The organism is Pseudomonas sp. LS1212 (assembly GCF_024741815.1).
Classification (GTDB): Bacteria; Pseudomonadota; Gammaproteobacteria; order Pseudomonadales; family Pseudomonadaceae; genus Aquipseudomonas.
In genome coordinates this window covers 5202007-5225623 of record NZ_CP102951.1, presented here as the reverse complement: position 1 = coordinate 5225623, position 23617 = coordinate 5202007, and the positions used below count along the sequence as shown (strand labels likewise).

Here is a 23617-nt window from a genome sequence, read left to right as displayed (position 1 = left end):
CGTTTTATGGCAGCTGTGCGTGGGGCACACTCGTGTGCGCCGGGTCCCTTGATTCCCGGTCTGTCAACCCGCGTACAGTTGCCACCCATTCCTGTTTGACAGCGGGAGGTGGCAGCTCCGCCAATCAAGGAGCTTCACCATGTTAAAGATCACCCCCGATCCACCCCAAGACCGCACCATCACCCACACCGCCGAAAAAGCCTTCGGCCCGCTGGATAGCACCAACCGCCCCTTCTTCACCGTCCGCGAAGGCATCCCCGTCGAAGACGCTTTAGAGCACGTGGTAATGCTGCTCAACTGCGCAGAAGCTACCGGTTGGGATACCGCCGAGCACCTCGAGCTCAACGACAAGGCCCTGGCATTGACGATCATTCAAAGCGTGGAGTCGGCGCGGGCGCTGATCGAAGCTTTGCTAGATAGCGTAAAGGCCTAGCACCACCTCCCCCCTCATTCCCCCCGCGGGAGCGTGGGAATGAGGGGGGAGAGTCATTTCAAGGGATATTTGCGTCAGTCGAATCGGTGCCATTGCTTGAACGTTGGACTGGATTCGGCGTTGCTCTGGATGTCACACCAGGCAGATCGTTGAGTGGATCTTTGTGTGTACGCAAAGTACTCCTGCTTTCGCGCTCGTCAGCCAGTGCTGCCAGGCCTTCGACCAATTCAGAATAAATGTCCCGTTCCATAATGCGTCCTCGCGGCGATTTAGGTCTCAATCGGCGAGCTTATCCACAGGACCTCAATCTCTCCATTGTGCTTTGGTTTCTGAAAGTATCGATAAAAACAACACACTCTCGTTCCCACGCAGAGTGGGAGCGAGGGTGAGGGGGAGTTAAACCGGCTGGCCGCGGTCGATCTTGCTGCTGAGAATGATCGAGGTGGTGGTCTTCTCCACCCCATCGACACTGCCAATCTGATCCAGCAACTGATCCAGCTGCTCCGGCGAATCGGTGCGCAACCACGCTACGTAATCGAACTCGCCACTCACCGCACACAGTTGCTGCACCTGCGCCATGGCGCTCAACCGGCGCAGCACTTCCTTGCCCGAACGCGGCTGCACGGTGATGCCGACATAAGCCTGCAACCCGCCATCCACCACGCGCTGGCCCAGCCGCACGCCATAGCCGGTGATGACTTTGGCTTTCTCCAACCGCGCCAGGCGCGAGGTGACTGTGGTGCGGGCAATGCCCAGCTGCCGCGCGAGCATGGCCACGCTCTCGCGGGCGTTGATTTGCAGAGCGGCAATGAGCTGGCGATCGATTTCGTCAAGGGCGGTAAGGCGTGTCTCGGGCATTGAAGGTCACTCGTGAGAAGGGAGCGGCTGCGCAGGCGCTGGCCAGTTGATCTGATAGCGGGTGCTCCGTCCCGCACCGGGTAAGCGGTAGAGGCAGTGTTTTTCCAACAGGTCCGCCAAGTGGCGAGTGGCGGTGGCCTTGCTGACTTTCGCGACGGCTTGGTACTGGGCGGCACTGATGCCGTCGGCGAAGCCGTTGTCGCCACCATCGAGCAAACGATTGAGCACTTTCAATTGTTCCACCGACAACTCTTGTTCTCGATGCAATTGCCAGAATCGCGCCTTGTTCAGTACGCGGTCGATACGGGCCAACGCCATCTCCAGGCTGGACAACAAGGTCTGCAGGAACCACTGCAACCACGCAGTGATATCCAGTTCAGCTTTTTGGCTGTTTTCAAGGATCCGGTAATAACCCGCCCGGTCTTCAAGAATGCTGGCGCTCATGGCGTAGAAACGAATGGTCTGGTGCTCGCCCTGGGCCAGGGCCAGGTCTGTCAGCGCACGAGTCAGGCGGCCGTTACCGTCTTCGAAAGGGTGCAGCGTGACGAACCAGAAGTGCGCGACTCCTGCCCGCAGCAATGGATCAAGGCCAGCATCATTGCGGCTGTGATTGAACCACTGAATAAAAGCCTGCATTTGCTGCTCGAGCCCCTCGCGAGGTGGTGCCTCGAAATGCACCCTGGGCCGGTCCAGTCTCCCGGAGACTACCTGCATCGGTTCATCGCCACGCAAGGCGGCAACACGGATACGCGGAGCCAGCGGGTTATTGTCCTCCGGAAACAGCAAGCCGTGCCAGTGCAGCAAGCGCTCCAGGCTGAGCGGCTGCTCATGCTGCTGCGTTGCATCGAGCATCAGTTCGGCCAGGCCTTCACTGCGTGGGCTGACCTTTTGATCGGTGGCTATGCCAAGGCGGAGCGCCAGTGAGGAGCGTACCGAACCGACATTGAGTCGCTCGCCTTCAATGGCCGAAGAGGTGACGATGTTCTGTAGCAGGGCATCCAGCTCACTCTGGGCGCTGGAGTCATTGTCCACGGCGCCGGCCATCCCCTGCAGGCGCCCTTGCGCTTGAGCGCAGGCACGCAGCAGCGGTGCGAGCGCTTGTGTCTGCCAGGTGAAATGCGGCCAATCCGGCTGCTGCCAGATCCAGTGCAGGTGTTCGTTCATGGGGCTCCAGATCGGAATGAGCCGAATAGGTGAGTTAATCGGCTCACCAGATGAGCCGATTAACTCACCTATTCGGCTCAGTGTCCAGATGATGAGGGCTTTCCAGAACGCAAAAAGCCGCGCATATGCGCGGCTTTTTGAAGGTGGTGGGCCCAGCAGGACTCGAACCTGCGACCAAGGGATTTACAATCCCTTACTTTGGTGCATATATACGCGGCTTACAGCGGGTTTGCGGGTGGAACAGCGATTTTAGTGTCTATTGTGCCTATTAAGGGTCTTGAACCACCACCCAACCGCCCAGGAGGCTACAGTCTACTGGAACGAGCCTGATGGTTACGTGTGGGAAATCCTCACGGTCAGCTATGCTCGTCAAACAGGCAATGGCGGTTCCAAAGGCGCCGCCTAACAATTCAAGCCGAAGCCGCTTCGCGGCTCGTCTTAATTCAGGCATTAGATGCCGCGGGAGGCACATGGACGACCAAGAATTTCTTGTCCAGCGCATCAAAGACCTTGAAGCATCCGTCGCCTACTAGGCAAACGACTGTGTTTATGACTTATAGCAAATATAAGAATGTGGAAATCCTCGGCCAGGAGCGGCGTCGCCGCTGGAGCGTCGAGCAAAAGCTGGCCATGGTTCGCGAGAGCCTGGAGCCCGGCCAGAGCGTGTCCGTGGTCGCCAGGCGCAACGGCATCAACGCCAACCAACTGTTCCTGGCGCAAGCTTTACCAGGATGGCAGCCTGTCGGCGGTCAGTGCCGGCGAGGCGGTGGTGCCTGCGTCCGAGTTGAGCGATGCGCTCAAGCAGATCCGCGAACTGCAACGGATGCTGGGCAAGAAAACGATGGAAGCGGAAATCCTCAAAGAGGCCGTGGAGATCGCCCGCTCGCGAAAATGGATTGCGCACTCACCCTTGTTGCCGGGGGACGACCAGTGAAACTGGTCAGTAAATGTCTCGGTGTGGCGCGCTCGCAATTAACGGTTCGAATCAAGCAATCCACATCGCCCAGAGTGCGGCGAAGTAGACCGCTGGACGATGCTGATCTGATCGCCGAAATCCAGCAGCAGGTCAGCGAGCTGCCTAGCTATGGCTATCGACGGGTATGGGGTTTACTGCGCCGCGAACGCGAAGCCAAGTTGCAGCCCGCGGTCAATGTGAAGCGGATTTATCGGGTCATGCGAGACCACAATCTGCTGCTGGAGCGCCGGATCAAGCAGCCTGGTGTGCCGCGTCGGCACGAAGGTCGCGTGGCGGTAGAGACAAGCGATACCCGCTGGTGTTCGGACGGGTTTGAGTTCCGCTGTGAGGACGGCGCAAAGCTGAGCGTGACCTTTGCGCTGGACTGCTGCGACCGCGAAGCCATCGGCTGGGTTGCCAGCCCGACAGGCTACAGCGGGGACGATATTCGCGACCTGATGCTGGAAAGCGTGGAGAAGCGCTTTGGCGATCAGTTGCCGACAAAGCCGGTGCAGTGGTTGAGCGATAACGGCTCGGCGTACACCGCGGAACAGACACGCCTGTTTGCTCGCCAGATCGGTTTGCAGCCAGTGACCACGCCAGTACGCAGCCCGCAGAGCAATGGCATGGCTGAGAGCTTCGTGAAGACGATCAAGCGTGATTACGTGGCGCATATGCCCAAGCCGGATCGGGAAACGGCGCTACGCAACCTGGCGATTGCCTTCGAGCATTACAACGAACAGCATCCGCACAGCGCGCTGAAATACCGCTCACCGAGGGAGTTCAGGCGCTTGGTAGAGGCATCAATTTAACGGGGAGTTGGTGTCCGGTTTTGCAGGGGCAAGTCCAAAGCCGGCCCTCAAAAAGTGGCTGCAAACGTTACCTGCAAACAGTGCCATCGCCATTGAGGCCACCAATATCTATCATCTGGATACGGTTGAGCTGGCTCATGCGATGGGGCATCAGGTCTATGTCATCGATGGTTACCGCCTGAGCAACTATCGTAAAGGTGTGGGCGGGCGGGCCAAAACGGACGCAAGTGACGCACGTTTATTGGCTCGTTGTTTGAAGAGCGAGGAGGCTGAGCTGCGTCCATGGAATCCGCCGTCGAAGGTCTATATCAAGCTTCAGAGCCTGCTTCGCAGGCGAGCGACACTGGTGCAGGCGCGTGTCAGCCTGACTCAAAGCTGGGGTGACGAACCGCTGTTGAAGGCGGCATTCAAGCGCCAGGCAGCCGCAATGGGCCGGCTGGACTTACTCATTCAGAAGAAGTTGCTGGAGGTCGTCAAGAAGGCCGGTCTTCTGGAGCAGGTCAACCGTTGCCAGGCTGTAGAGGGGGTAGGCTTTCTCACGGCTACCGCGCTAACGATGGCATTTCAACGCGGTGACTTCGAAAGCGGTGATGCCTACATTGCTTTTCTTGATATGGATTTGAGGGTTTCTGATTCAGGGCAGGTAACCGGACGCCGAAAGCTGACCAAGAAAGGTGACTCAGAGATACGGCGTCTGCTGCACAACGCAGCGATGGCTGCTAGCCGATCAAAGACCTGGAAGCCATTCTACGAGCGCTATCTGGCACGAGGCTTGAAGACGACCCAGGTGCTGGTCATCTTGGCTCGCAAGCTGGCACGAGTGGCATTCGCCCTGATGAAAAATCAGAGCGAACATCAGCCAAATCCAGTTTTTGGGGCTTCCCCCCAAACATAGAATCTCCCACAGGTATTGCGCGGTCCTTGTGGGGCTTGCCAGCGATGAGGCCTTGGCAGACCACACGCGAGGGGGGGCAGCGGTTTAGAGCACCGAAAAGGCGTAGTTGAAGATCAGGCGGTTCTCGTCGAACTCAAGGCTGCTGAAGTCACGACGCAAGGTGCTGTTGCGCCACTTCATCGACAGGTTCTTGAACGGGCCACTCTGGATGACATACGCCAGTTCGCTTTCGCGCCCCCATTCCTTGCCGTCGGTAATCCCCCCTACATGGACCTCGTCACCACTGATGTAGCGGTTCATCAGGGTCAGGCCGGGAATCCCCAGGCCGACGAAGTTGTAGTCATGGCGCAGTTGCCATGAGCGCTCCCTGGCATTGTCATAACTGGCATTGAAGCTGTCGTTGGCCAGGGAGGCGCCGGCGGTGCCGTTGACGCGCATCCACCCACTATCGCCGCTGACTTTCTGCAAGCCGACAGACAAGGTGTGGGCCCCAAGGCCAGCCGAGAAAAACCCGGACCAGGTGTCGTTGTCCAAATCACCGGCACGTGCCTGGCCGTCTTCGTTGCCCTGGAAGTAGCCAAGGTTGGCGCTCAAGTTCCACGCGCCGACTGCCTGGCGGTGCATCAACTGCACGTATTGCTGCTGGTAGACGTCCTGCAGTTCGGCGCCCCACAGGCCGACCAGGGTGCGGTCCTGGTTGAAGCGGTATTCGCCACCGACGAAGTTGAAGCGGTCGGATTTGCCGCCGGCAAAACTCATGTCTTCCATGCTGGCGTCGTTACGCGGGCTGTTTTCACGAAATTGACCGCCGTAGAGCGTCAGCCCGGTGAACTCCTGGGAAGTGACCTGGCCGCCGCGGAAGGTTTGCGGCAACGAGCGGGCATCGTCCGAGCGCAGGATCGGCAACACCGGCATCCATTCACCGACTTTCAGTTCGGTCCTGGATATTTTGCTCTTCACCGCAACACCCAGCCGTCCGAAATCGTCGGCCGGGCGGCCATCGTCATGCACAGGCAGCAATTGCGTATTGGCGGTTCCCCGGCCGCCGTCGAGCTTGACCGAGTACAGGCCCAGCACATCCACGCCAAAGCCAACGACGCCCTGGGTAAAGCCGGACCTGGCATCGAGAATGAAGCTTTGCGTCCACTCCTCGGCCTTGCCTTGCGGGTAGGCCGGGTCGACGAAGTTACGGTTGATGTAGAAGTTGCGCGCGTTGAGGCTGACCTTTGCATCATCGATAAAGCCCGGGTCTGCAACGGCCGGCATGGCGAGAGAGCCCAGGATCAGCCCAACGGTGCTGGTTGCAGCGGCGGGTGAAGAGGTCAGGAAAAAGCGGTGCAGCGGTTTTGCGAATTTCATTATTTTTATTCTCTGATTGTATGAAAAAAGCATGAGCGCCCCCCTCCGCGGCTGCGGACGCATTTAAACAAGGGGATGACGGCGGCCGATTCGCTCCCGACCGCCGTCCAGGGACGTCAGCGACTAGCGGTCAAAAGATGCCCCGGTAGATGGCTTCTACATCCTGCTCAGTCATGTCCCGGGGATTGCTGTCGATCAGGCGGCCAATACCCACCACCACATCCGTGGCCATTGCCGGGATCGCCGCTTCGTCCACATGCAGTTTCGACAGACGCATTTCCAGGCCACTGTCCTTGACCAGCGACTCGATGGCCTGGACGAAGGCTTCGGCTGCGCTCGCTTCGTCTGCAAACGGCATGTCCGGCAACAGGTGTGCCGCAAGTTCGGCGTATTGGCGCTGGGCCGCCGCCAGGTTGAAGCGGATCACTGGCGCCATCACCAGTGCATTGGCGTGGCCATGGGGGATGTGAAAGCGCGCCCCCAGCGGATAGGCCAAGGCGTGGATCGCCGCCACCGAAGCATTGACGAAGGCCATGCCGGCCATCAATGAACCCTGCAGCATCGCCGAACGTGCGGCCACGTCACTGCCATCAGCCAGCACCGTGCGCAGGTTGGTGCCGAGCAAGCCCAATGCCGCAGTGGCCAGGCCGTCCGAGATCGGGTTCTTGCGCGTGCGGCTGGTGTAGGCCTCGATCGCATGGACCATCGCGTCCAGACCGGTCGCCGCCGTGACCTGGGCCGGCAGGCCCAGGGTCAGTTCCGGATCCAGAACCGCCACGTCCGGCATCAACTGCGGCGAATAGACCGCCTGCTTGCGTTGCTGCTCGTCGGTGATGACCGACACCCAGGTCACCTCCGATCCGGTGCCCGCCGTGGTTGGCATCAACACCAGCGCAGTGCGCTGCCCGTGAGCCTTGTCGGTGCCGTAGAGTTCCTCGAGCGGCTGCTCGCTGTTGATCAGCAATGCCACCAGCTTCGCCGCATCCAGTGAACTGCCGCCGCCCAATCCCAATACCCCATCGGCCTCGAAGGCGCGAGCCTGCCTGACCGCCTGCTTGACCACACTGGCTGGCGGATCGGCAACTACCTGGTCGAACACGGCGACGACGCACCCTGCAGCCTCCAGCGCATCTTGCGCCTTGGCGGCGAAACCGAGTTTGACGATGCCCGGGTCGCAGACCAACAGCACGCGCCGGGCCCCCAGACCTGCAAACACCTGACCGATACCCTGCAAGGCGCCGGCCTGGCAAAGAATTCGGGGAACGCTTCTGAACTCATGACTCATGATGGACTCCTGTACCGGGGCCGGGCCAACAGCACCGAGGCGTAAATGTCCCGGGCATCCTGCCAACGCAGCGGGCGCGGGTTGTTGATCAACAGTCGCTCGACCTTCATCGCGTCGTCGCTGAGGCGGTCGAGGTTCTGTTCGGTCACGCCGACCTCATTGAGGCTCTGGGCAAACGGCATGCGCTCGACCAGGCGGGTCATGAACTCAATGAAGGCATCGCAGGCTTCTGCCTGGCGGGTGAAACGTTGACCGGGCAGCACTGCCGGCGCCAATTGCGCGTACAGAGACTCGGCCGCGCTGCGATTGAAGTTGAGCACCGGTACCAACACCAGGGCATTGCTCAAACCATGGGGCACGTGGAAGTGCCCACCCAACGGATAGGCCAGCGCGTGCACCGCTGCGACCGGCGCATTGGCGAACGCCATGCCCGCCAGCATCGAACCGAGCAGCATGTCCGAACGCGCCTGCAGATCGCCCGGCACGGCCAGCACCCGATCGAGATTGCCGCCCAGCAGGCGCAGCGCCCGCAGGGCAAGGCCATCGGACAGCACATTCTTCTTGTGCACGCTGGTGTAAGCCTCGATGGCATGGACCATGGCGTCCACGCCGGTCATGGCGGTCACAGAGGCCGGCAGGCCTACCGTCAAGCGTGCATCGAGCAAGGCGATGTCGGGATACAGCAAGGGGCTGACCACGCCCTTTTTCTCATGGCTGGGCGTGGTGACGATGGCCACTGCCGTCACTTCCGAACCCGTGCCGGCGGTGGTCGGGACCTGGATCAACGGCAGTCGCGGGCCCTTGGCCAGATTGATGCCGTAGATATCGGCCAGTGCCTGTTCTTGCCCGCACAGCAGGGCAACCAGCTTGGCGGTGTCCAGCGAACTGCCGCCGCCCAGGCCGATGACTGCCTGGGCCTGGCAGTTGTGCCCCGCCGCTACCGCATCCTGTACCGACGCTTCAGGCGGGTCGGCCTGCACGTCGCTGTACAGCGTGACTTCCACGCCGCTGTCGCGCAGCGCTTGCAGCGGCGCCTCGAGCAGGCCTGCGCGCAACAGGCCAGGGTCGCTGACCAGCAATACCCGCTCGGCGTTCAACTCGCGACACAGGGCGCCCAGGCGCAAGGCGCCATCGACTTCGCAGATCACCCGTGAGGTGGTTTCAAAGGTAAATGTCGACATATCGTTCCTTAACCTGCTGTCACGCTGCCGCGCTCGATGCGGTAAAGCGCATCGACCAGGTCAGCGGAATGGGTGTCATCGGATTCGGAGATCAGCACGCACAAGCCTTCCTGACCCAGTTGCGCGATCACCTCGCTCAAGCGCCGTGACAACACCGGGGCTACGCCTTCGAAAGGCTCATCGAGAATCAGCAGGCGTTGCCCAGGCATCAGCGCCCGGGCCAGGGCCACCAGTTTTTGCTGCCCCCCGGACAGTTGCATGGCGCGGCGAGTGCGGAACTGGGCAATTTCCGGGATCAGGCTGTACACCCATTCAAGGCGCTCTGCACTGCCCGCCAGCTTGTTGGCCCAGACCGGCAGCAGGATGTTCTCTTCCACCGTCAGGGCCGGAATCAACCGGCGGTCTTCGGGCAAGTAACTGATACCCGCCGCTGCACGCTGGAAACCTGGCTGCGCACAAAGGTCTTGCCCTGCGAAACGGATCGAGCCGGAGTCGGCGTCGAGCAGGCCCATGAGGGTGCGGATCAAGGTGGTCTTGCCGGCACCGTTGTGGCCGATCAGACCGACCATTTGTCCTGCACCGACCGTCAACGAAACATCGTGCAGAATCGGTACCGATTCGATCGACACGTTCAAATTACGAATTTCCAGGCTCATACCACGGCCCCCTTATGTGCACGTTGACCGCCGGTGACCAACTCCTGGACCCGCGAATTGGCCAACACCGTTTGCGGCGCGCCATCGGCCAGCACTTCGCCGCCGTAGAACGCTAGGATGCGCGACACATAGCGGCGCACCACATCCATGTCGTGCTCGACGAACAGCACCGTCACCTGATGCCGGGAAACCACTTGCATCACAGTGTCCATCAGTTGTGTTTTCTCTTCGGCGCTGACGCCGCTGGTGGGTTCGTCGAGCAGGAGCATTTGTGGGTCGCCGATCAACGCCATGGCGATATCGATCAACTTGCGCACGCCCTGCGGCACCGCCGTGACTTTGCTTTCGCGCCAGTGGAGGATGCTGAACTCGGCCAGGATCGAATCGGCGCGGGCAATCCGCGAAGCGCTGCGCATGGGCCGCAACAGCGACGGGAACGGCGATTCGGCGGCGGCCAATGCGATCAGCAGGTTGTCCATCACCGTCAGCTCGGGGAACAACTGGGCAACCTGGAAGGAACGCGCCATACCGGCCCGGGTAATCGCCCGTGGCGTGCGGCCGATGATCGACTGGCCGTTGAACAGGATCTCGCCACGGCTGGGCTTCAGGTAGCCGGTCACCATGTTGATGAATGTGGTTTTACCGGCGCCGTTGGAGCCGATCACCCCCACCACTTCGCCCTTGTCGATCCGCACATTGACGTCTTTTGCGGCGGTTACTGCGCCAAATTCCTTGTACAGCCCACGCGTTTCAAGAATGCAGCTCATGCTTTAGCCCCCCGTGCTTGCCTGCTGAACAGGCTCCACAGCCCCTTGGGAAGAAATACGATAATGGCCAACAGGGTGAAGCCCAGGATCATCTGCCAGCTGTGGGGTACCAGTTCGATGGCGTAGGTCCGTACCACCGCAAAGAGAATGGCGGCCAGAAACGGTGCCGCGACATGGGCGGTGCCACCGAGCAAGGCGATGAAGACGAACTCGCCCGAGGTGATCCAATAAGCCATTTCCGGGTCGATGTGCCCGGCGGCCAGGGCCATGAAACCACCACCCAGCGCCGATACCCCGGCGGCTGCGACATAGTTCATGTACAGCACCCAGCGCGGCGACTGGCCCAGGTACTCCACGCGCACTTCGTTTTCGCGAATGGCTTCGCACATCACCCCCGCGCTGCTGCGGCTATAGCGATGCAGCAACACGGCGAGCACGGCTGAAATAGCGACGATGATCACGAACAGCGCCAAAGGCGCCTCGCCTGCCGCCGGGCTCCAGCCGAACAGGGTCCAGGCCTTGACGTTGAAGCCGTCGGTGCTGCCCAGGGCCGGGCTTTTCACCAACATGCCATACAGAATCATCGAGAACGCGAGGGACAACATGGCGAAGAAGATCTCGCGATAGCGGGTCATCAACAGGCCCAGCAGCATTGCCAGCGCCACGGCAGCGGCAACGCCGATCAACAGCAGCAACGGCAGGTCGGTGATGTCCAGAAAGTGCCCGCTCATGCCCACGGCGTAGCCACCGATGCAGAAGAACAAACCCTGGCCAAAGGTCACCAGGCCCGCGCGCATTTGCATGACCACGCCCTGCACCACCATGGCCTTGGCCAACGCCATGGTCAGCAAGAACACAAGCCATTGCGGCGCAATCAGGCCGCAGGCCACCAGCACGGCAGCAATGCCGAGCAGAATCAGTTCGGTTTTATCCAGGCGCATCTTAAATTTTCCTCGCAAGCACGCGGCCGAACAGCCCTTGCGGACGGACCGCGAGAACCAGCGCCATGACGCCGTAAATCACAAAGAGTTCGAATTGCGGCGCGTAATGCACGGCCGCGGCACGGCTCAAGCCGACCAGCAATGCGCCCACTGCAGCGCCTTCGATGCTGCCCATGCCGCCGACCACGACCACGGCGAAGGCCAGCACGATGATCTCCACGCCCATGCCGGGCACCACGGAAATGGCCGGCGCCGTCAGCGCACCGGCCAGGGTGCCGAGCACGGTGCCGAGTACGAACACCAGGGTGAACATGCGCCGCACATTGACGCCCATGGCCATGGCCACTTCGCGGTCATGGATCACCGCGCGCAGGACCTTGCCCTGGTTAGTGCGCTCGAGCCACAGCCACAAGCCCAGCCCCAGCACCACCGAGACACCGACCAGCATCAAGTCGTAATTGGAGACCTTCAGCCCGGCCAGCACACTGCGGCCCATCTCGGCGTAGGGCTGGTAGGCGAAGTACGGGTTGACGCCCCAGATCATCTTCATGGTGTCTTCCAACACCAGTAGCAGGGCGTAGGTGATGATCACCATCAGCACCTCATCGCGGCCGTACATGAACCGCAGCAGGCCACGTTCGATGATCAGGCCCACGATCAGCCCGGCCGCCAGGGCACAGCCGAGCATCAGCAGGTAACCGATCCACACCGGCCCTACCCCATTGTTGAAATACCAGCCCACCAGCGAGGCGGCCGCATAGGCGCCAATGGCATAAAAGCTGCCATGGGCCATGTTCAGGATGCGCATGACACCGTAGATAACGGTGAGCCCGGCGGCGACCAGAAACAGCCACGAGGCATAGATGGCGCCGTCAATCAGCACCGCGTAAAGACTCATCATATCGGTCCTACCTTGGCAAAAAGGTGGCGGCGCCCACAGGCTGGCCGCCACGGTAGATCAGAGGTGCAACGCGATCAGTTGCACTGCGCGCCAGGGAAACCGGCCTTGATCCAGTCCAGCGCGGTGGTGCCGTCTGGCGGGGTCACGCAATCGCCGGAGAAGGCGATGACGTTTTGCACGCTGCCTTTCTTGCTGGCCGCGTCGTAGTGGTATTCACCGTAGGAGATACCCTGCAATGCTTGGTGGCCGCCTGCGCGGGCCATCTGCACCGTGCCCGACACCGACTCGAAGGTGGCACCCTTGAAGGCCTTGGCCATTTCGATCGGCGCAGGAATCTTGCCTGGCGCGACCTTGGCGTTTTCAGCAGCGAACTTGAGGCCGAGAATCGCCTGGGCCATCTTGCTGGCCGGATAAGTCGGGGCGATCTGGTAGGCCGACTGGTAGGCGTCCTTGAACCAGCGGTTGAGGGCGTTATCGGGCGCAAAGGTGCCGAACGGCCCGCGACCACCGATGATCATGCCGTTGGGCGCCTGGTCCTTGTAACGGTCAAGGGCGGACTCGCCACAGGTCAATACGGCAGTGGCGTCCTCGAGCAGGCCGCGCGAGTTGGCTTGCAGCACCAGGGCTTCCATGTCGCCCCCCCAGAAGCTGGAATGGATGATGTCCGGGCGCTTGACCGACAACGCGGAGATCTCGGCACCATACTGGCCCTGGAAGACTTTCGGCATTTGCGACTCGACCACCTTGGCGGCCGGCATGATCTGTTCCATGGAGTGGGTGAAGTCGTTCCAGCTGTCCTGGCCCCAGGCGTAGTTCTGCTGGATGCCGGCAACGCGCATTGCATCCGGGCGGGTCCTGGCCAGGTAACGGGCCGCGCCGATATTGTCTACCGCAGCGTCCAGGCTGGTGCGGAAGACAAACTGCGGGGCCTTGTCTTCGTTGAATAGTTGCGAGGTGCCGCAATCGTAGAACACGGTCATCGCCCCCAGCTCTTCGGCGACCGGCGCGATGGCCAGGCAATCACCGGAAGAGATGTAGCCGACCACTGCATCGACCTTCTGGCGTTGCACCAGGTTGCGGAACTCTTCCACCTGCTTGGCCGCACCACCGGCTTCATCGATGATCACCACTTCGATCTCGGCACCATTGATGCCCAGGGTGTTGTAAGGCGCCGGCAGCTTGCCCTGGTTGAGGCCTTCCACCAGCACCTTGGCGGCATTGGCCGAAGGTTCGCCGAACGGCCCGGCCGCCGGGCCGGAGAGGAAGGTCACCACGCCGATACGGAACTTGCCGTTTTCCGCGGCCATTACCGCGGCATTGAAGGTCATCGCCAAGCCTGCCGTGGCGATGGCCAGTGCCAGAGGCAGTTTTTTGCTGTGTTGCTTGAGGCTTTTCTTATAGTTATTCATCGCTGTTTCCATTGCCAGTTGATGAGTGAAGCTAAGGGGCATGCCCCTCGGGGATACTTGATTGCACCGCTCGCCGACGCGCCCACACGGCGGGGTCGGGCAGCAGTTCCTGCGCCGAATACACTGACCAGTTGCCCAGCATCAGTTGCGCGGGCGGGTAATCGCTGTTGGCGATCGGCGTGCCGACCGCCTGTGTCTGCTGGATCTGGTGGGTAATCGGGTCGATTCGCGAAACGAAGCCGGGTGGGTCTTCCGGCAAGGCAATTTCCAGCCCTTCCAGGGCCTGGATCAGCGCCTGGCTGTCGGTTGCCCCAGCGGTTTTTTGGTAAGCCTTGGCTAGAACCATCACGCCGGTATAAGCCCCCTCGGCTGCATAGGTCGGGAAGCGACCGCTCAAGGCGTGGAAGCGCTCTACAAACGATTTGTTGCGCGCGGTATCCGGCCAATTGTTGTTGTGCCGGGCGGAGAGGATCAGGCCGGGTGGCGCCTTGTCTCCAAGCGAGACGAGAAAGTCATAGTTGCCACCGGTGTCGAAGTTCGCCAGGCGCGAGGTTTCGAACAATCGGGTACCAGCGGCTTGCTTGACGAAGGCGTGGAAGTCGCCACCCCACAGGGCGGAGACGATAATGTCCGGCTTGGCCTGCTCAAGCGCGGCGATGTAGGCCGAGTAATCGGGCTCATACAAACGTGGCCAGAGTTCGGTCACGTCTTCGAACTCCACACCCAGTTGGCGCAGCGCTTCGTGCAAGTCGTCACGCGAGACATGGCCGTATTCATAGTCCGGGCCGATGAATGCCAGGCGCTTCCAGCCGGTCCTGGCCTGTAGCGTTTGCAGGTAGCGGGCACCGGCGGCCATGGAGGTCCAGGTGTCGTTGGTGACCCGGAAGTAATAGCGATGGCCGTTTTCCAGGTTCATCCGCGAAGAGGCATGGTCGGTGCCGATCATCAGCACTTTTTCCTGCCGGGCCAATTGGCTGACCGCCAGCGCCACCCCGGAAGACACCATGCCGCACAAGACCTGCACACCGTCCTTGTGAATGAAGTCCTTGGCCAGGCTCGCACCGTAGGAGGCCTTGGATTGATCATCATCAATGATCACGCGTATCCGTGGCACCTGCTGCCCTGCTTCTCTTTGCGCCTGCACTTCACCCAGCGCCACCTGAATGCCGGCGATGCTGTCCTGGCCGTAGATGGCTGCCCGTTCGGTCATCGGGTACAGGCAACCCAGTGTCAGGTCCGCCTGCGACGCAGCCGCGCCCAGCTCCACTCGGCCGGCCTGTGCATTGGATGCAAGGCTCAGCAGCAGGCTGCTCAAGGCAACAATGGTGCGCAAATGTTGAAACGGCAGTTGCATAAAATCCCTTGGGCGTTCGGGACGCCTCTTGTCGGTTAGCTAAGTGGTTAGAGCAAAGGCTGTGCCAGCCTCTGCAAGCCGTTGCCCGCTGGGGCGCTCAAGCGCCCGGCAATGAGGCTTTGCAAGGTGAGAACCTTGATTTGATGCGTGCCGCAGTTTATTGAACCGCGGCGTTGGGCGAGAGGTGTTGAGCGCTAAGCGCTCATCCGAGCGCTCAATGCCCAGGCGCTGCAATCGGCGCTTGAGGGCATGCCGGGAAATGCCCAGCAGTCCGGCTGCCAGCCCCTTGTGGCCGGCGGTACGGTTCAAGGCATCGTTGACCAGTTCGCGCTCTGCGCGCTCAAGCTGATCGCCCAGCACCGAGCATGCCTCGGCTGGCTGCTCGAGCGTCTGCATGTGGGTGGGCAACTGTGCGGCGCTGATCGCCTGCCCAGGCAAAAGAATGGTCAGGCGCTCGATGAGGTTTTTCAGCTCGCGAACATTGCCTGGCCAGCGGTATCGACCCAAGGCGGCGACGCTGTCGGGCTGGAACTGAATCGGATCGACCTTTTCTTCCAATGCCTGGCGCCTGGCAAAGTACCGGGCCAGCAGCAGCACGTCTTCGCCTCGTTCGCGCAAGGCCGGAATATCGATGGTAATGACGTTCAGGCGATAGAACAGGTCTTCACGAAAACGGCCCTGACGCACATCCTCGGCAAGGTCGCGGTTGGTCGCGGCGACCACACGTACATCGGCACTGCTTGCCTGGCTGGCACCCACTGCGCGATAGCTGCCGTTTTCCAGGAAGTGCAGCAGCTTGGCCTGCAGCGCCAACGGCAGCTCGCCGATTTCATCGAGGAACAGGGTGCCGCCGTTGGCCTGGCTGACCAGGCCAACGCGCTTTTGGTGGGCGCCGGTGTAGGAGCCCTTCTCGGATCCGAACAGCTCGGCCTCGATCAACTGCTCCGGCAGCGCCGCACAGTTGACTTCGATGAAGGCATGCGAGCTGCGCGTGCTATTGGCATGCAACGCCTGGGCTACCAGCGTCTTGCCCGTGCCCGACTCACCCAGCAGCAGGATGCGGGTTGCCGAACTGCGGGCAATGCGCTGCACCGCTGCCTGCAGCCCACGCATCGCCGGGCTTTGCCCCAACAGCCCACCGGGCTGTTCGTCGCAGCTGGCCGGCTCGTCCTGTTGTGACGAGGTCTGAACGCTCAGGGTAGTGTTGATCGTTGCCAACAAGTCATCGAGCTCGAATGGCTTGGTCAGATAGTCCGTGGCCCCGCCCTTCACCGCCTGGACGGCGGCACGGGTATCACCGTGCGCCGAGATCATGATCACCGGCAACTGTGGCTGGCACTTGCGCAACCCCTCCAGGGTGGCAATGCCGTCCATTCCGGGCAGGCCCAGGTCCAGCAGGACGATATCGATATCGGTGCTTTTGCCCGCCACCCGCTCCAGCGCGGCCTCGCCACTGTAGACCGCGCTGATGCGCATCCCCTCTGCATGCAAGGCGTAGCTCAGCGAGCGTACCAACGCCTCTTCGTCATCGATGATCAATACGTGAATTTCGGACATCTGTCGCTCACTTCAAATGAATCACTGAGGGTGCGGGGAAATCGAGCACCACCCGGGTTCCCTCGCCGGGGGTACTGGAAATCTCCATCGTGGAAGCGTTGGCCTCCAGCAACTGCTGGCAAATACTCAAGCCCAGCCCGGTACCGCGGGCTTTCAAGGTGAAAAATGGCTGGCGGACCTGCTGCAAGGCGGCTTCAGGAATACCACAACCCTGATCGATCACCGTCACGCGCACCCTGTCACCTCGCGCCTGGCCATCAAGGCACACCCGCTTGTCGCGCGCGCAGGCTTCCAGGGCATTGAGGCACAGGTTGAGCAGGACCTGTTGGGTCTGATCCGGGTCGACATACGCCTGTAAACCCGGTGTGCTGGTGAATGAAAACTCAATGTTTTTCGCCTGCGCCTCGGGCTCGATCAGCCTAGCGGTTCGCTCGAACAGCTCGGCAACATCGACGACTTGCGGGTTGGCCGGGTGTGGCCGGCCGTATTCGAGCAGGTCACTGGTGACATGGGACAGGCGGTCGATTTCCTGGCCCAGATCGCTCAGAAGCATGCGTCGCTCCGCCTCTTGTTCGCGACGAAGCAAGGCCTGTACCGTGGTTTTCATCGTTGTCAACGGGTTGCGCACTTCATGGGCGACGCCTGTGGCAAAGGTGCCGAGCACGGCCAGGTTTTCCGTGCGCACGGTTTTTTCCAGGACACCGGCCAGGCGCTCGGCCATGACGTTGAAGGCCCGTGCAACATGGCCGATTTCATCGTTGTTCGGTTGTTCTGGAAGTCGGTAGCTCAGGTCTCCCATCGACAGCTGATGCGCGCCTTGCACAAGCGTGCCGACCCTCGCCCGCAGCTGTCTTGAGAGGGTAAAAAACACGATCAGGATAAAAACGACGAAGCCTGCCGCCGCCAGGTACAACCACCAGCGGGCATCGTCCAGGGGCTTGAGGATGGCCCCTGGCTGTACGCTGAAAACGATTTGCCAACCGGGCAGGATCACCGGTCCTTCGCGCCACTCAGCCGGTGTCTCGACCTGGCGACCGGTGGCATCGACAAAGGCCCCGCCCGGTACGCGCAACAAGGGGGAGACGACGCCACTCATGCCGGAGCTGACCAGCAGCTCGGTCAACGAGGCCAGGCGCAAGTGCAGCCCGATCCGCACCCGGTGATCGGTCCTGCCATTGCGTATGGTCTTGCGGATCAGCAACCAACCGGAGCGGCCCGCCTGTGGCAGTACCGGCCCGATTACCTCAACGTCGCCAACCTTCTGGCTCGGCAAGCCTTTGACGGTCCAATCCTTGTTGCGCCAGTAAGGGTCGCCCGAGGCCGCTTGCCCGGGCAAGACCTTGAGCAGGCGCTCGTTCTCGTCGAAAAACAGCACGCCGTATAAAAAGGGCAATTCGCCTTCAAGCTTGAGCAGCGCGTCGACAGCGCCGGCCGGGTGCGCCTGGTCGGCGATGAAATCCGGCATATCGGGGTGGTTCGACAACGCCGAAAGCTGGTAGAAGCGATCATCCAGAAATGATGAAACGCGGTTGGCCGTCGACAACGCCTGGGCATCGAGGCGCTCTCCAGTCAGCCGGTTGAGCAGATCCTTGGCCAGTTGCTCGTAGAGCACCGCCAAAGCAATCAGCGCCACGCTCATGACGACGATTGACAACAGGGTATAGCGCGCCACCAGACTGCGCTGAGGTCGGGCGAGCCATCTCCAGAGCGTATTGACAGGAGAATCGACATTCATGGGATTTATAGTTATTTTTTGTATGTTCTTGGCAGAATAAGGATCTGGGCTCAGACTTGTCCATTGCCAAGAAGTCGCATTGGCCTTCAAGGTACCCCTGCCATGAACGCCGGAGCCCGCACACATGACCTGCACCTACAAGATAATGGATTCCCCGGTCGGCCAGTTGACGCTTGTCGACTTCAAAGTCGGCTCCGAAGGCAAGCCTCAGGGTTTGTCGCCGTTGCCCGGAATGTCGACTGTGTGGACTATTGGGACGGCGAATAGTCGCGCGGCCTAATGTAGGAGCGTTTCACAGGGGAAGCCGTGGTGGGCGTTAACTTTGGGGGGGGGGGCGCACCTATTAACGCGCAGGCACAACGCGCAGATACGGGGATCCGCCTGAGGATCTCAACTGTCCGTATATGGACTCCTCCTCGTTGCAAGCTTCCTTCGCTTTGGCGCCCGTGCCGACTGCGCACGTATATTCGGCCTCTGACTTCGGCATCGATTCGATGCAGGGCCATGATGGGCTATTCGCGCGTCGGCTCCCAATCGCTTCTACGTGCTTTACGCACCTGGACATTTGAGGGTTTTGCCGACGCCGGTTCGACCGGTTTGCCATCGTTCGGGTTGCTCAGCAATCTGGGTAGACGGTTTGTTTACTCGTTGGACGTGACGGTTTGGTAGATCAGGCCGCAGCCCGATTCGGTTGGTAATCAGTCCCGTTGCGCAGCATCGCCCAAGCCATGCGTGCGGTTTTGTTGGCCAGGGCGATAGCGGCCACATTGGGATGTGATCGCTCGGCCAAGCGAACAGCCCACTGGCTGAGCCGATCGTCTTTGGAAGCGGCCGTACGCAGGGCCGAGCGCGCACCGTGGATCATCAGTGTTCGCAGATAAGCATCGCCACGTTTGCTGATGCCAAGTAGCCGATCTTTACCTCCGGAGCTGTGTTGCTTGGGCGTCAGCCCTAGCGAGGCGGCCAACTGTCGGCCATTGGCAAACTGTCGGGCATCACCGATGGCAGCAATGAGTGCGGTGGCGATCATCGGGCCGACGCCGCGCAGTTGCTGCAAACGGACGGCAGTCGGCTCGCTTGCCGCGATTGCAGATATCTCGCCATCGAGTTCGCTCACGCGCTCATCCAGTGCGCGGAGGTCGTCCCACAAGCCATTCAGCAGACGACGAAAACGTGCCGTCAAACCGTTATCTGCCTCTTCCAACCAGCACGGTATTGCGCGACGCAGCATGAGTAATTCCTTCGGTGCAACGAGGCCGTACTCGGCGATCAGCCCACGAATCTGATTAGCTTTGGCCGTCCGCTGTTCGATTAAGCCGGCCCGGATGCGATGCGTCGCCTGGATATCCTGTTGTTCGATGGTCTTGACGGCGACGAAGCGCATGCTGGGGCGACTCATCGCCTCACAGATTGCCTCGGCATCGTTGGCGTCGTTCTTGTTGCTCTTGACGTACGGTTTGACGAACTGAGGCGCGATCAGCCTCACCCGAAATCCGCGTGCCTGTAGCTGCCGTGCCCAATGGTGCGCACCGCCACAACTTTCCATGCCGATCTCACAACCGGGCTCGATCTTCTCCAGCACCGTTTGAAGCCAGCGATCGCGAGGTAAACGCTGCCGCCAGACTGGCTGCTCATGACAATCCACACCGTGGATCTGAAACACGTTCTTGGCCAAGTCGACCCCAATGCGCATAAGCTTCATGTGTGTCAGTACCGATGCAAAACTGACCCACCCTACCGGTTCAAAACTGACCCACTTGGGCACACTGCGGCTTTTGCGAGCTGCCCATGCTGTCCAAGGAGCAACACGTGGAAATCAGTGTTCTTATCCGCCAGGGTCTATCGATCCGGGCCATTGCCCGGCAGATGCACTGCTCGCGCAACACGGTTCGACGCCATCTCAAGCTGCAAGCCGTTCGCCAACCGCTCGTTTATGGCCCGCGCGTCGAACGGGCAAGCAAACTGGCACCGTTCGAGGAGTATCTTCGCCAGCGAGTCGAGGCGGCTCGACCGCACTGGATTCCCGCCACCGTGTTATTGCGCGAGATTCGCGAACAAGGTTATTTGGGCGGCTATTCCATTCTCACCAGCTTCCTGCTCGCCCTGAAGTCCAAGCCGGTTGAGCCTGTCGTCCGTTTCGAAACCGAACCTGGTGAGCAGATGCAGGTGGACTTCACGGTCATTCGGCGTGGCAAAGACCCGCTGCTGGCCTTCGTCGCCACGCTGGGCTGGAGCCGGGCTACCTATGTGGTTTTCTCGCGCCGTGAGGACTCGGCGGCCTGGTGCGCCGGGATCGAAAAAGCCTTGCGCTACTTCGGTGGGACGCCGCGAAAACTGCTGTTCGATAACGCCAAGACGGTCATTCTAGACCGCGACGTCTATGGCCCCGGCGAGCATCGCTGGAACCCGGCCCTGCTGGCGCTGGCCGAGCGTTATGGCTTCACGCCGAAGGTCTGTCGACCCTATCGGGCGCAGACCAAGGGCAAGGTCGAGCGCTTCAACCATTACCTGAAAAACAGCTTTGTCGTGCCCTTGGCAGCCACGCTCAAGCAGGTCGACTTACTGCTCAACGTCGAGGTCGCCAACAGCAAAATCGGGCCGTGGCTGATGGAGATTGCCAACGCCCGGGTGCATGCGACGACGGGTGAGGTACCGCAGCATCGACTCGATAGCGAGGTGCACCATCTGCTGCCGTTACCCGAGCGCCATCAGCTTATGGCGACGATAACCACGCAGACTCAGCCGATCCCGGTGGAAAGCCTGCAACACCCCTTGTCGGTGTATCAATCGTTGCTGGAGATGCGCCCATGAGCCTGCAACACCTGCGTATCGAGGCGCTGTGCCAACAGTTCAAGCTGGACACCTTCGCCGCCGAATGGCCGGCGTTGGCGCAACAGGCGGCGGAGCAAGAGACCAGTTATGCCGACTTCCTGGAGCAGCTGTTGCTCACCGAAGATCGGGCCCGGCAGGAGCGACGGCGGCAAACCCTGCTGCATCTGTCTGGACTCCCTGCGGTCAAAACCCTTGAACAATATGATTTCAAGTTTGCCAGCGGCGCACCGCAAAGCCAGCTCCTGGAACTGGCCGGACTGGCCTTCATCGAACGTCGCGAGAACGTCGTGCTGCTGGGGCCTTCGGGCGTAGGCAAGACGCACCTGGCCAGCGCGCTGGCCCACCGGGCAATCATGGCCGGCATCTCCACCCGGTTCATCTCAGCGGCCGACCTGACCCTGCAACTGGTTGCCGCGCACCAGCAAGGGCGTCTGCCTCAGTACTTCAGCCGGGTCGTCCAGCGCTCGAAATTGCTGGTGATCGACGAGATCGGTTACCTGCCGTTTGGCCGCGACGAAGCCAATCTGTTTTTCAATGTCATCGCCAAACGCTATGAACAGGGCAGCGTGGTACTGACCAGCAACCTGCCGTTCAGCCAATGGGCCACGACCTTTGCTGAGGACTCGACCCTGACCGCCGCACTGCTGGATCGGCTGCTGCACCATGCGCACATCGTGCAGGTCAGCGGGCAGAGCTACCGGCTGAAAGACAAGCTGAAGTCGGGTCAGGTGGTGCCTCGGGAAACCGGCGCCCCTCGCTCGTAGATCGACGATATCAACCGCCGGGGTGGGTCAGTTTTACTTCGGTAGGGTGGGTCAGTTTTCAACCGGTATTGGCACCAATGGTGGTCATCTGCTCTCCGGGGACGCCCGCCCCGATGGCCAGCCTCAGCGACTCTCCCGTTTTGGTTTCGCGATGGCGAACACTTACCACGCCAAGCGTGGACATGGTGATATCTGTTTCATCCATACGACCAAGCTTATTCATTGCCTGGCGAACCAGTTGCTCAAAATTTTTCGTCGGCTGAGCCCCTTTGTTGTAGGTGGCACGGACGTAGTGGATGGTTTTAAAGGCGGGGCGACGGGACACTCGCAAAATACTCCGTTTGCTGACAGTTGCGACTATCGTGTCGGAATGCTCCTCAAAAAGCCACCCAATCAGGATAAACACGCCTTAGTGAAGGGGGTAGATATATTCTCAATGGACTTGCCCCTATAAAACCGGACACCAAGTCCCTGTTAAATTGATGCCTCTGCCAAGCGCCTGAACTCCCTCGGCGAGCGGTATTTCAATGCGCTGTGCGGATGCTGCTCGTTGTAATGCTCGAAGGCAATCGCCAGGTTGCGCAGCGCCGTTTCCCGATCCGGCTTGGGCATATGGGCCACGTAGTCGCGCTTGATCGTCTTCACGAAGCTCTCCGCCATGCCGTTGCTTTGTGGGCTGCGTACCGGTGTGGTTACCGGTTGCAGACCAATCTGGCGGGCAAATAAACGCGTCTGCTCGGCGGTGTAAGCCGAGCCGTTATCGCTCAGCCACTGCACCGGCGTTGTCGGCAGTTGATCGCCAAAGCGCTTTTCAACGCTCTCCAGCATCAAGTCGCGGATATCGTCCCCGCTATAGCCGGTCGGGCTGGCGACCCAGCCGATGGCCTCACGATCACAACAATCCAGGGCAAAGGTCACGCTCAGTTTTGCACCATCCTCGCAGCGGAACTCAAACCCGTCCGAGCACCAACGGGTATCGCTGGTTTTCACGGCAATACGGCCTTCGTGCCGACGCGGCACGCCAGGCTGCTTGAGGCGGCGCGCCAGCAGCAGATTGTGGTCACGCATGACCCGATAAACCCGCTTCACATTGACCACGGGCTGCAACTTGGCTTCGCGTTCGCGGCGCAGTAAACCCCATACCCGTCGATAGCCATAGCTAGGCAGCTCGCTGACCTGCTGCTGGATTTCGGCGACCAGATCAGCATCGTCCAGCGGTCTACTTCGCCGCACGCTGGGCGATGCTGATTGCTTGATTCGAACCGTTAATTGAGAGCGCGCTACACCGAGACATTTACTGACCAGTTTCACTGGTCGTCCCCCGGCAACAAGGGTGAGTGCGCAATCCATTTTCGCGAGCGGGCGATCTCCACGGCCTCTTTGAGGATTTCCGCTTCCATCGTTTTCTTGACCAGCATCCGTTGCAGTTCACGGATCTGCTTGAGTGCATCGCTCAACTCGGACGCAGGCACCACCGCCTCGCCGGCACTGACCGCCGACACATTCATGATCTTCGCCACACAACAGCAAGCTGGCTGGTCGGCCAAGGCGTGAGCCTTCCAATGGTTGGCAAACTGCTAGGGCACACGACGACGGTGACCACCGCCCGCTATGCCCACTTAGCCACTGATCCGGTGCGCGAGGCATTGGAGAAGATCACAGCAGCGATGGGGCGCACGGCCAACGCATGATCAGTTGTGGTCAGCCTAGCCCAACGGAACGAAAAGCGGGTCACCTACCCACCGGGCTGGTCACCTTT

20 protein-coding genes and 2 pseudogenes are annotated in these 23617 nt (G+C 60.7%); 6 read left to right on the top strand and 16 right to left on the bottom strand.

The annotated features are described in order from the left end of the window. The first annotated feature begins 139 nt into the window (after positions 1–139). The gene (locus NVV94_RS24505; RefSeq protein ID WP_258444870.1) at positions 140–433 is read left to right on the top strand and encodes a DUF3077 domain-containing protein; all 294 of its coding nucleotides are present in this window, start codon (positions 140–142) and stop codon (positions 431–433) included. A 396-nt stretch (positions 434–829) separates the two neighbouring features. Here NVV94_RS24505 and NVV94_RS24500 read toward each other — a convergent pair whose 3' ends face one another. Both NVV94_RS24500 and NVV94_RS24495 read right to left on the bottom strand, forming a co-directional pair. Continuing rightward, complete coding sequence (locus tag NVV94_RS24500) at positions 830–1291, bottom strand: Lrp/AsnC family transcriptional regulator (RefSeq protein ID WP_258444869.1); 462 nt, start codon at positions 1289–1291, stop codon at positions 830–832. A gap of 6 nt (positions 1292–1297) precedes the next feature. Beyond that, complete coding sequence (locus NVV94_RS24495) at positions 1298–2455, bottom strand: Fic family protein (protein WP_258444868.1); 1158 nt, start codon at positions 2453–2455, stop codon at positions 1298–1300. Between the two features lie 549 nt (positions 2456–3004). Between NVV94_RS24495 and NVV94_RS24490 the strand changes: the two are divergent. Together NVV94_RS24490 and NVV94_RS24485 are read left to right on the top strand one after the other, a co-directional pair. Next, positions 3005–4222, top strand: a pseudogene (locus NVV94_RS24490) (IS3 family transposase). A gap of 10 nt (positions 4223–4232) precedes the next feature. Then, positions 4233–5117: a transposase gene (locus tag NVV94_RS24485; RefSeq protein ID WP_258444867.1), complete on the top strand. Its 885-nt coding sequence runs from the start codon at positions 4233–4235 to the stop codon at positions 5115–5117. 84 nt (positions 5118–5201) lie between these two features. On the opposite strand, the gene NVV94_RS24480 is transcribed toward NVV94_RS24485, so the two are convergent. The 12 genes from NVV94_RS24480 to NVV94_RS24425 all read right to left on the bottom strand — a co-directional run bounded on the left by NVV94_RS24480 (position 5202) and on the right by NVV94_RS24425 (position 19964). After that, positions 5202–6476 (bottom strand): OprD family porin, encoded by a 1275-nt coding sequence (locus NVV94_RS24480; protein ID WP_408733435.1) that lies wholly within the window; start codon positions 6474–6476, stop codon positions 5202–5204. A gap of 130 nt (positions 6477–6606) precedes the next feature. Continuing rightward, complete coding sequence (locus NVV94_RS24475; protein ID WP_408733526.1) at positions 6607–7764, bottom strand: iron-containing alcohol dehydrogenase; 1158 nt, start codon at positions 7762–7764, stop codon at positions 6607–6609. Then, the gene (locus NVV94_RS24470; RefSeq protein ID WP_258444865.1) at positions 7758–8942 is read right to left on the bottom strand and encodes an iron-containing alcohol dehydrogenase; all 1185 of its coding nucleotides are present in this window, start codon (positions 8940–8942) and stop codon (positions 7758–7760) included. Before NVV94_RS24470 ends, NVV94_RS24475 begins: the two co-directional genes overlap by 7 nt. Positions 8943–8950: 8 nt before the next feature. After that, positions 8951–9598, bottom strand: a complete 648-nt coding sequence (locus NVV94_RS24465; protein ID WP_258444864.1) for an ABC transporter ATP-binding protein — start codon at positions 9596–9598, stop codon at positions 8951–8953. After that, positions 9595–10365 (bottom strand): ABC transporter ATP-binding protein, encoded by a 771-nt coding sequence (locus NVV94_RS24460; RefSeq protein ID WP_258444863.1) that lies wholly within the window; start codon positions 10363–10365, stop codon positions 9595–9597. The genes NVV94_RS24465 and NVV94_RS24460 overlap by 4 nt, the downstream gene beginning before the upstream one ends. Then, complete coding sequence (locus NVV94_RS24455; protein ID WP_258444862.1) at positions 10362–11306, bottom strand: branched-chain amino acid ABC transporter permease; 945 nt, start codon at positions 11304–11306, stop codon at positions 10362–10364. The genes NVV94_RS24460 and NVV94_RS24455 overlap by 4 nt, the downstream gene beginning before the upstream one ends. Before the next feature lies 1 nt (position 11307). After that, on the bottom strand, positions 11308–12207 hold the full coding sequence (locus NVV94_RS24450; RefSeq protein WP_258444861.1) for a branched-chain amino acid ABC transporter permease: 900 nt from the start codon (positions 12205–12207) through the stop codon (positions 11308–11310). A gap of 74 nt (positions 12208–12281) precedes the next feature. Next, a complete protein-coding gene (locus NVV94_RS24445) occupies positions 12282–13616 on the bottom strand; it encodes an ABC transporter substrate-binding protein (RefSeq protein ID WP_258444860.1) in 1335 nt (444 codons plus the stop codon). 31 nt (positions 13617–13647) lie between these two features. Next, positions 13648–14970, bottom strand: coding sequence for an ABC transporter substrate-binding protein (locus NVV94_RS24440; protein WP_258444859.1), 1323 nt, complete (start codon positions 14968–14970; stop codon positions 13648–13650). 39 nt (positions 14971–15009) lie between these two features. Beyond that, entirely contained in the window at positions 15010–16527 is a 1518-nt protein-coding gene (locus NVV94_RS24435; RefSeq protein ID WP_258444858.1) for a sigma-54 dependent transcriptional regulator, read from the bottom strand. 7 nt (positions 16528–16534) lie between these two features. After that, the gene (locus NVV94_RS24430; protein WP_258444857.1) at positions 16535–18262 is read right to left on the bottom strand and encodes a PAS domain-containing sensor histidine kinase; all 1728 of its coding nucleotides are present in this window, start codon (positions 18260–18262) and stop codon (positions 16535–16537) included. A gap of 670 nt (positions 18263–18932) precedes the next feature. Further along, complete coding sequence (locus NVV94_RS24425; protein WP_258447810.1) at positions 18933–19964, bottom strand: IS110 family transposase; 1032 nt, start codon at positions 19962–19964, stop codon at positions 18933–18935. 86 nt (positions 19965–20050) lie between these two features. On the opposite strand from NVV94_RS24425, the gene istA reads away from it, so the two are divergent. Continuing rightward, positions 20051–21073: an IS21 family transposase gene (gene istA / locus NVV94_RS24420; RefSeq protein WP_258444856.1), complete on the top strand. Its 1023-nt coding sequence runs from the start codon at positions 20051–20053 to the stop codon at positions 21071–21073. Continuing rightward, positions 21070–21858 carry an IS21-like element helper ATPase IstB gene (gene istB / locus NVV94_RS24415; protein WP_258444855.1) on the top strand — a complete coding sequence of 263 codons (789 nt, stop codon included), beginning with the start codon at positions 21070–21072 and terminating at the stop codon, positions 21856–21858. The genes istA and istB overlap by 4 nt, the downstream gene beginning before the upstream one ends. Positions 21859–21916: 58 nt before the next feature. Here the strand turns inward: istB and NVV94_RS24410 are convergent, their stop codons facing one another. Then, the gene (locus NVV94_RS24410; protein ID WP_258444854.1) at positions 21917–22183 is read right to left on the bottom strand and encodes a hypothetical protein; all 267 of its coding nucleotides are present in this window, start codon (positions 22181–22183) and stop codon (positions 21917–21919) included. Between the two features lie 149 nt (positions 22184–22332). Then, a pseudogene (locus tag NVV94_RS24405) lies at positions 22333–23363 on the bottom strand (IS3 family transposase); the annotation flags it as partial. On the opposite strand from NVV94_RS24405, the gene NVV94_RS24400 reads away from it, so the two are divergent. Then, on the top strand, positions 23280–23549 hold the full coding sequence (locus NVV94_RS24400; protein WP_258444853.1) for a tyrosine-type recombinase/integrase: 270 nt from the start codon (positions 23280–23282) through the stop codon (positions 23547–23549). The pseudogene NVV94_RS24405 and the gene NVV94_RS24400 overlap by 84 nt on opposite strands. The last annotated feature ends 68 nt before the right edge of the window (positions 23550–23617 follow it).

Bases quoted from the DNA above. Each gene is read 5' to 3' on its own strand.
- istB (WP_258444855.1), top strand. From the start codon at position 21,070: ATGAGCCTGCAACACCTGCGTATCGAGGCGCTGTGCCAACAGTTCAAG.
- NVV94_RS24480 (WP_408733435.1), bottom strand. From the start codon at position 6,476: ATGAAATTCGCAAAACCGCTGCACCGCTTTTTCCTGACCTCTTCACCC.
- NVV94_RS24450 (WP_258444861.1), bottom strand. From the start codon at position 12,207: ATGATGAGTCTTTACGCGGTGCTGATTGACGGCGCCATCTATGCCTCG.
- NVV94_RS24470 (WP_258444865.1), bottom strand. From the start codon at position 8,942: ATGTCGACATTTACCTTTGAAACCACCTCACGGGTGATCTGCGAAGTC.
- NVV94_RS24505 (WP_258444870.1), top strand. From the start codon at position 140: ATGTTAAAGATCACCCCCGATCCACCCCAAGACCGCACCATCACCCAC.
- NVV94_RS24460 (WP_258444863.1), bottom strand. From the start codon at position 10,365: ATGAGCTGCATTCTTGAAACGCGTGGGCTGTACAAGGAATTTGGCGCA.
- NVV94_RS24495 (WP_258444868.1), bottom strand. From the start codon at position 2,455: ATGAACGAACACCTGCACTGGATCTGGCAGCAGCCGGATTGGCCGCAT.
- NVV94_RS24445 (WP_258444860.1), bottom strand. From the start codon at position 13,616: ATGAATAACTATAAGAAAAGCCTCAAGCAACACAGCAAAAAACTGCCT.
- NVV94_RS24425 (WP_258447810.1), bottom strand. From the start codon at position 19,964: ATGAAGCTTATGCGCATTGGGGTCGACTTGGCCAAGAACGTGTTTCAG.
- NVV94_RS24500 (WP_258444869.1), bottom strand. From the start codon at position 1,291: ATGCCCGAGACACGCCTTACCGCCCTTGACGAAATCGATCGCCAGCTC.
- NVV94_RS24465 (WP_258444864.1), bottom strand. From the start codon at position 9,598: ATGAGCCTGGAAATTCGTAATTTGAACGTGTCGATCGAATCGGTACCG.
- NVV94_RS24440 (WP_258444859.1), bottom strand. From the start codon at position 14,970: ATGCAACTGCCGTTTCAACATTTGCGCACCATTGTTGCCTTGAGCAGC.
- NVV94_RS24430 (WP_258444857.1), bottom strand. From the start codon at position 18,262: ATGAATGTCGATTCTCCTGTCAATACGCTCTGGAGATGGCTCGCCCGA.
- NVV94_RS24455 (WP_258444862.1), bottom strand. From the start codon at position 11,306: ATGCGCCTGGATAAAACCGAACTGATTCTGCTCGGCATTGCTGCCGTG.
- NVV94_RS24435 (WP_258444858.1), bottom strand. From the start codon at position 16,527: ATGTCCGAAATTCACGTATTGATCATCGATGACGAAGAGGCGTTGGTA.
- istA (WP_258444856.1), top strand. From the start codon at position 20,051: ATGCTGTCCAAGGAGCAACACGTGGAAATCAGTGTTCTTATCCGCCAG.